This is a genomic window from Curtobacterium luteum, from assembly GCF_001475545.1.
Classification (GTDB): domain Bacteria; phylum Actinomycetota; class Actinomycetes; order Actinomycetales; family Microbacteriaceae; genus Curtobacterium; species Curtobacterium luteum_A.
Window position 1 is genome coordinate 1 of record NZ_LDQC01000144.1, and the last position, 7,471, is coordinate 7,471.

The following is a 7,471-nucleotide window of genomic DNA, read 5'->3' on the forward strand; positions in this document are numbered from 1 at the left end:
TCGTCGTCGGCACCCTCGCCCGCGGCGTGGTCGCCACCGTCCTCGGTCTCGCCCTCTGGGCCGCGGCGCCGGCGCTCATCGGGTGGCAGCCGACCACGGTCATGACCGGGTCGATGGAGCCCCGGCTCGTCCCCGGTGACGTCGTCGTCTCCCGTCCGGTGCCGCCGGCCGAGGTCCGGCCGGGCAGGATCCTGCTCGCAGACGACCCCGACCAGCCCGGCCACCTGCGGATGCACCGCTACGTCGAGGAGGGACCGAACGGCACCCTCGTCACGAAGGGTGACGCCAACCCGCAGGCCGACTCGACGCCGCTCGAGCCGGCCGCCGTGCACGGGGTGGCGTTCCTCCGGATCCCGTTCGTCGCCGCGCCGATCACCTGGCTCCGCGACGGCGAGTGGGCCCGGTCGGGGCTGCTCGGCCTCGGCTTCGCGGCCGTCCTCGCGCTCTGCGCCGTGGACGGGTCGCTCCGTCGCCTCGCCGCCGGCGACGACGGCGCGGACGAGGACGTGGACGACCAGGACGGCGATGGTCGCGGTCCGTCGCGACCAGGGGACGACCTGGAGGCGCGGGGCGGGCCCGCACCGTCCCTCCCGGCCGGTCGCGGCACGACCGTCACCCGTCGCTCGCTCCGGCGACGCGCTCGGCGGGGTCGGCGGGTGCGCCTGGGTGGCGCGGCTGCCGTGGTCGTGCTGGCCGTCGGTCTCGGGACCCTGCTGTCCCCGTCGGCGGTGGCGGAGCCGTTCTCGCGCACGACGAGTTCGACGTCGACCTACGGAGCCGGGACGCCGGTGAGCGTGTCCGACCTGTCCTGCGCGCCCGCCTCGGCCACCAGCGTCACGATCTCCTGGTCGTACCCACCGACGACGGACATCGGCGTGCCGACCTCGTTCGACCTCATGGACGGGACCACCCGGGTCGCGACCGCGCCCGGGACGGCGTCGTCCCTCGTCTACAGCGGGAGCGGTCTGCTCGCGCTCGGGACGGTCGACCTCCGCATCCGCACGAACCTCGGTGGGTCGTGGACCGTGCCGAGCTCGCAGTCGGTCAAGGTCCGGGTCCTCTCCCTGGCCGGGTCGGGCTCCGCGGGCTGCGGCTGATCCCTGCACCGGGGGCCCGGGCCGCCGATGCTCCACAGTGACCGTGGGGTGCCCGGCGATGTCCGTGGGCGGCGCTACCGTGACGGCATGCGGATCCTGCACACCGGCGACTGGCACCTCGGCCGGACCCTCCTGGGTGCGGACCTGCTCGACCACCAGGCCGCCTTCCTCGACCACCTCGTCGACGTCGTCCGCGACCGCTCGGTCGACCTGGTCGTGGTCGCGGGTGACGTCTACGACCGCGCGATCCCGCCGGTCGAGGCGGTCCGCATGCTCTCCGGCGCGCTCGGACGTCTGGCCGAGCACGCGACGGTCGTGATCACCCCCGGCAACCACGACTCCGCGGCCCGTCTCGGGTTCGGCGCCGCGGTCATGGCCTCCCGCGTCCGGATCCTCGCCGAACCCGCCGGCATCGCGACGCCCGTGCTCGTGGACGACCCGGCCGGCGCCGTCGCCGTGTACGGCATCCCGTACCTGCACCCCGACCTCACCCGTTGGGCGCTCGCCGCCGTCCCGGACGAACCCCTCGCGCGGTCGCACCAGGCCGTCGTCGGCGCCGCCACGGAGCGGATCCGCGCCGACCTCGCGACCCGCCCCGGCACACGGAGCGTCGTCGTGGCGCACGCCTTCGTGGGCGGCGCCGAACCGAGCGACAGCGAGCAGGACATCCGCGTCGGCGGCGTCGACATGGTCGCGCGGTCGACGTTCGACGGGTTCGACTACGTCGCCCTCGGGCACCTGCACGGCCCGCAGCGCGTCGGGGACGGCGACCGGGTCCGCTACGCCGGCTCACCCCTGGCGTTCTCCTTCGGGGAGCGGCACCAGGCGAAGTCGGTCACCCTGGTGGACCTCGCGGCGGACGGCAGCGTCGCGGTCGAACTGCTGCCCACCCCCGTCCCGCGGCGTCTCGTCGACGTCCGCGCGACGATCGCTGCCATCGAGTCCGGAGCGTTCGCGGACGACGCCGACGCGTGGGTCCGGGTCGCGGTCACCGACACCGTGCACCCCGAACGGATGTACCAGCGCGTCAAGGACCACCTGCCACACGCCCTCGCGATCACGCACGAGCCGGCCGACGCCGCTGCACGTCCGGCAGCGCGTGCCGTCACGGCGACGTCCGACCCGGTCGAGGTCGCGGCCGACTTCGTCACGTTCGCGACCGGAGCCGTCCCGGACGACGACGACCGCGCCGTCCTGACCGAGGCGTACGAGGCGGCTGCGCGGGCGCTGCAGACCGAGGGGGAGCGCTGATGTACCTGCACCGTCTCGAGCTGCGCGCGATCGGGCCGTACCCGGACACCGTGACCATCGACTTCGCGGCGCTCGCCGCGTCCGGGGTGTTCCTGCTCGAAGGGCCGACGGGCTCCGGCAAGTCGACCATCATCGACGCGGTGGTGTTCGCCCTGTACGGCGGACTCGCCGGCGCGGACGCGAGCAGCGACCGCCTGCACAGTCAGCACGCCGACCCGTCGGTCGAACCGTACGTCGAGCTCGTGTTCGAGACGGGCGCCGGGGTGTTCCGCGTCCGACGGACCCCGCAGTACGACCGCCCGAAGCAGCGTGGGTCCGGCACGGTCAAGCAGCAGGCATCCGCACAGTTGTTCCGGCTCACCGCTCCGACCGACCCTGCGGGCGAACCTCTGTCCGCGCGCATCCCGGAGATCGGGGCCGAGATCGCCCGGATCGTGGGACTCGACCGCGCGCAGTTCCTCCAGACGGTGGTGCTGCCGCAGGGCGAGTTCGCCCGGTTCCTCCGTTCCCCTGGTGAAGACCGTCGGAAACTCCTGCAGTCCCTGTTCGGGACACAGGTCTACGACCGCACCGCCGAGGAGCTCGCGGCACGCCGGCGGGCCGTCCTCGCCGAGGTCGAGGGAGCGGACTCCCGGGTGCGCGACGCGCTGGCCCGGTTCGCCCAGGCGGCGGGCGTCGACACCGCGAGCGAGTCCGACGTCGCCGTGACGGCCGACGCCCTGCAGGACGCAGCGCGGCAGGCCGAGGGTGCGCGGGCATCGGCCGCCGCTGCAGCCCGGGCCGCCACCGAGCACGAGGAGCTGCTGCGGGCGCGTGCGACCGCACTGGCACGGCGTCGTGACCTCCTCGCCCGACGAGCCGACCTCGATGTCCGAGCCGGCGCGGTCGCGGACGCTCGTCGGCGGCTCGACCGGTCAGCCCGTGCTGCCCGGGTGGTCTCGTTCGCGGACAGCCTCGACGCTGCGCGGGACCGTGCCGCCGCGGCGCGTGCGGACGCGGCCACGCTCCGCGAGCGGCTCGGGCTCGACCACGGGACCGACGTCGCAGGGCTCGCAGAGCGACTGCGCACCGCGGTCGAGGGCGAGCGCCACCTCGTCGACCTCGCCAGCGGGATCGAAGCGCGGACGACCGCGCTCGACGCCGCCCGGCGCGACCTCGCGGCACTCGAGGACCACGTCGCCGAACTCGACCGCGCGCTGACGAACCGACCCGAACATCGAGCCGAACTCGTCGCCCGAGCCGCCGCCGCGGCTGAGACGGCTGCCGGCCGAACGGCCGCCGAGCACGAGGTCGGACGCCTCGAGCTCGTCCGCCGCGAGCGGGTGGCGTTCGCTGGGGCCACCACGCACCTCGCCGACGCAGAACGGGCGGTGATCGTCGCCAGGACCGCAGCCGAGTCCGCCCTGCGGACCGAGCGCGACCTGCGCGAGCGTCGGATCGCAGGGCTCGCCGGCGAGCTCGGAGCTGCACTCGAGGACGGCTCTCCGTGCCCGGTCTGCGGAGCCGTCGAGCACCCCGCCCCGGCCGCCACGACGGACGACCACCCCAGCACCGACGCCGTCGACCAGGCGGCCGAGCGGGCCCGCGCCGCCGAAGCCGCGCTCGGTGACGCCGCTGGCGAGCTCCGCGTCGCGCAGGCCGAGCACCGACGACTCGCCGAGGCGGTCGGTGACCTGGACGACGACGACCTCGCGGCGGCGTTCGACCGCGCCGTTGCCGCGGTCACGGTCGCGCATGAGGCCTCCCGGACGGCCGTGGACATCGACCGCGAACTGGCCGCGTTCGACGAGGCCACGCGCGCGAGCGAACGTGCCCGCAACGACGCGGGCACCCAGCGTGCGGTCCTGGCCACCGCCGTCGAGGCCGACGCCGAGCGCCTGCGACAGGACGCCGAGACGATCGCCGGCGCGGAGCTCCGGCTGACCGCGCTGGCCGTTCCGGGAATCGAGGGCGTCACGGGGCTCGGCGACGTGGTCCGTGCGATCGAAGCACACGTGGCGGTGCTCGGTGCCGTGGTCCGTGCCGACGCCGCAGTGGAACAGGATGTCCGCGTGGTGGCGGACCGCAGCGTCGAGGTCGACGCCGCTCTCGAGGAACACGGCTTCGACGACGTCTCCGTGGCACGCGCAGCCCTCCTGGACGCCGCCGCTGAACGTGGACTCCGCGAGACCGTGGACGATGCGATCGCTGCCCGCGGCGCCGTCGACGCGGGCCTTGCCGACCCCGCGGTGCAGGCGGCCGCGGGCGATGCCGACGCCGAACTCGACGTCGCGGGCGCCGCAGCGGAACGGGAGCGGGCCTCCGAGCAGCTCGACGAGGCGAGCCGTGCCGCGGTCACCGCCACCGACCGGTCGACCGCCGTGCAGCGGTGCGCCGCCGAACTCGCCGAGGCCGTCCGGGCACGCGACGACACGAGTGCGCGCAGCCGTGCGGTGGTTCGGCTGGCCGACGTCGCGAACGGCGCGACGGCCGCCAACCCGTCCGGCATCACCCTCGGCACGTACGTGCTGATGCGCCGGTTCGAGGACGTCGTCGCAGCGGCGAACGACCGACTCCGCGGCATGCTCGCCGGACGGTTCACGCTCGAGACCTCCGACGAGCGCGAGTCCGGGTCGCGAGCCCGGCGAACGGGGCTGGCGCTGGCGGTGCACGACCACACGACGGACACCGTGCGCGATCCACGCAGTCTGTCCGGCGGTGAGACCTTCACGGTGTCGCTGTGCCTCGCGCTCGGTCTCGCCGACGTCGTGCAGGCCGAGGCCGGCGGGGTGTCGCTCGGCACGCTCTTCGTCGACGAGGGCTTCGGCACGCTCGACCCGGAGGCGCTCGACGGCGTGCTCGTGCAGCTGTCCCGGCTGACGGCCGGTGGTCGTCAGGTGGGGATCGTCAGTCACGTCGAGGAGCTCAAGCAGCGGATCCCCGAGCGGATCGCGGTGCGCCGGACCCCGGACGGCGGGTCGCGCGTCACCACCACGGTCTGACCCCCGCTGCGACGGCGACGGCGACGGGGACGCGACGTTCACAGCGACGGCGGCGCGACGCTCACGGTGACGGCGGCGCGACGCTCACGGCGACGGCGACGGCGACGGCGACGGCTACGGTGACGGGGTCGAGTCGATCGTCCCGTCCGGTGGCGGCAGGATGTCCGCCGCGATCCACGGGAAGACCCAGGTGAACAGCACGAACACGATCGCCGCGAGCAGCACGACCAGCTCGATCACCTTGAGCGCGGTCGGTCCGGGCAAGAGCCGCCAGACGAGCGGGAAGATCACTTGGCGAGCTCCTTCGGGGTGCCCTCGGACACCGGCATCCAGTAGTCGAGCTTGGCGTGCACGATGTACCGCTCCGCCGCGGACCACATCGGGTGGCAGGCGGTGAGGGTCAGCCAGCGGTCGTCCGCCGTCGGCTCGACCCCGGGCTTGTTCGGCACCGGAGCGATCGTCTCGACCTTGTCCGGCGTGACGATCTGGGAGTCGGTGACCTTGTAGACGTACCAGACGTCGAACTTCGTCGCCTTGTCGGTCACCCGGACGACGACCGCATCACCGTCCTGCAGCTCGGCGATCTGGTTGAGCGGCTTGCCGTAGGTCACCCGGTGCCCGGCGACGGCGAAGTTGCCCGCCGCGCCCGGCATCGCGGTGTCCTGGTAGTGCCCGAGCCCGATGGTGTTGAGGACCTTCTCGCGGTCGGTGCCCTCGCCGATCGGCCGGTCGTAGTCCGCGCCGAACCGGGGGATCTGCATCGTGCCGAACACGTCCTCGACGTCCTTCGGCTCCGCGAGGACCGGAGCCGGGCCGCGGTGCTCGGTCCCCGTGCCGGTCTTCGGGTCGGTCTGGCCGAGCCCGTCGATGAGCTTCGTCTGGCCCTGGACCGCGACGACGTCCGTCCACCAGGCCGTCCACACGACGTAGAGCCCGGTCCCTGCGCCGGCGATGATGAGCAGCTCGGCGATGAGCGAGACGATCGCACCACCGACACTCTGACGACGGCGCGGTGCCCGGCGGTGCGGCGCCGGACGGCCGGTGTCGCCGTCCGTGTCGTCGCCGGATCGCGACGGGAGGGTGTCGTGCGCGGTCACGGTGCTCCTGATCCTGGGGTGGTCGGACAGTTCTACCATCCCATGCCGACGTCCGGGTGATGCGGTTCTCCACAGGACCGTTACCGTGAGGAGGTGCAGCACGTGATCCGCCCGTTCGCCCGCCCCGACACCGAGTCGGTCGTCGCGCTGTGGGAGGCGTGCGGCCTGGTCCGACCGTGGAACGACCCCCGCCGCGACATCGAGCGGAAGCTCACGGTGCAGCCCGAGCTGTTCCTCGTCGCCGTCGACGCGGACGACCTCGTGGTCGGTGCCGGCATGGCCGGGTTCGACGGGCACCGAGGGTGGGTGAACTACCTCGCGGTGCGGCCCGACCTGCAGGGCTCCGGACTCGGGAGGACCTTCATGCGGGAGTTCGAACAGCGCCTGGCCGCGATGGGGTGCCCGAAGCTCAACCTCCAGGTGCGCGCCGGCAACGAGCAGGTGCTCGGCTTCTACGAGTCCCTCGGGTACGAGCCCGACCACACGGTGTCGCTCGGCAAGCGGCTCATCCCCGACGCCTGACGCCCGTCCGGTCCGCCGCCCTTCCCGCTCGTCGCACCGAGACTCGGCTCCGCGGACACTCTGCACGCCGATCGGCCGCGAAACTGTCCGCCGGTCCGAGACTCGGGGTGCCGAGCCGCCGTACCGCGCACGTCACACCAGCGCGAGCCCGACCGACGCCGTGAACGCCAGGACGATGCCGACCAGCTGCAGCACGGTCAGGCGTTCCCGCAGCACCACGCCGGCGAGGACCACCGTGCCGATCGGGTAGAGCGCGTTGAGCACGCTCATCACCGGCAGGGTCAGCGGGTCGTCACTCGCGTGCAGTCCCGCCTGGATGAAGACGTTCGCCAGGGCGTCGAGCACGCCGCACGACGCGACGGTCGCGACGAACCGGCCGGACCACCGCGTCCGCCCCGCGCCGACGGCGGAAGACCCGGCCGCCGCGGCCGTGGGGACGACGCGATCTGCGCCTCCAGGCCGGGCGACCCGACCGACAGGACCGCCCAGCCCGGCCGGACCGTCCAGCCCGCCCGGTCCGTCC

7 protein-coding genes are annotated in these 7,471 nt (G+C 73.9%); 4 read left to right on the forward strand and 3 right to left on the reverse strand.

Translation table 11 applies throughout. From position 1 onward, the window contains the following. The 3 genes from NS184_RS16690 to NS184_RS16700 all read left to right on the forward strand — a co-directional run. On the forward strand, positions 1-1,097 hold a 1,097-nt coding region (locus NS184_RS16690; RefSeq protein WP_193750544.1), incomplete at its 5' end, for a S24/S26 family peptidase. A gap of 87 nt (positions 1,098-1,184) precedes the next feature. Next, positions 1,185-2,348: a metallophosphoesterase family protein gene (locus NS184_RS16695; protein ID WP_058727199.1), complete on the forward strand. Its 1,164-nt coding sequence runs from the start codon at positions 1,185-1,187 to the stop codon at positions 2,346-2,348. Then, positions 2,348-5,329, forward strand: coding sequence for an AAA family ATPase (locus tag NS184_RS16700; protein WP_058727200.1), 2,982 nt, complete (start codon positions 2,348-2,350; stop codon positions 5,327-5,329). Before NS184_RS16695 ends, NS184_RS16700 begins: the two co-directional genes overlap by 1 nt. Positions 5,330-5,443: 114 nt before the next feature. On the opposite strand, the gene NS184_RS18480 is transcribed toward NS184_RS16700, so the two are convergent. Next, a complete protein-coding gene (locus NS184_RS18480; protein WP_193750548.1) occupies positions 5,444-5,620 on the reverse strand; it encodes a hypothetical protein in 177 nt (58 codons plus the stop codon). Beyond that, entirely contained in the window at positions 5,617-6,426 is an 810-nt protein-coding gene (locus NS184_RS16705; protein WP_242863096.1) for a class E sortase, read from the reverse strand. The genes NS184_RS18480 and NS184_RS16705 overlap by 4 nt, the downstream gene beginning before the upstream one ends. Positions 6,427-6,519: 93 nt before the next feature. Between NS184_RS16705 and NS184_RS16710 the strand changes: the two genes are divergently transcribed. After that, a complete protein-coding gene (locus NS184_RS16710) occupies positions 6,520-6,948 on the forward strand; it encodes a GNAT family acetyltransferase (RefSeq protein WP_058727201.1) in 429 nt (142 codons plus the stop codon). 132 nt (positions 6,949-7,080) lie between these two features. On the opposite strand, the gene NS184_RS18620 is transcribed toward NS184_RS16710, so the two are convergent. Further along, positions 7,081-7,471, reverse strand: a 391-nt coding sequence (locus tag NS184_RS18620; RefSeq protein WP_152998295.1) for an EamA family transporter, incomplete at its 5' end; no start/stop codon positions are given.

Bases quoted from the DNA above. Each gene is read 5' to 3' on its own strand.
- NS184_RS16700 (WP_058727200.1), top strand. From the start codon at position 2,348: ATGTACCTGCACCGTCTCGAGCTGCGCGCGATCGGGCCGTACCCGGAC.
- NS184_RS16695 (WP_058727199.1), top strand. From the start codon at position 1,185: ATGCGGATCCTGCACACCGGCGACTGGCACCTCGGCCGGACCCTCCTG.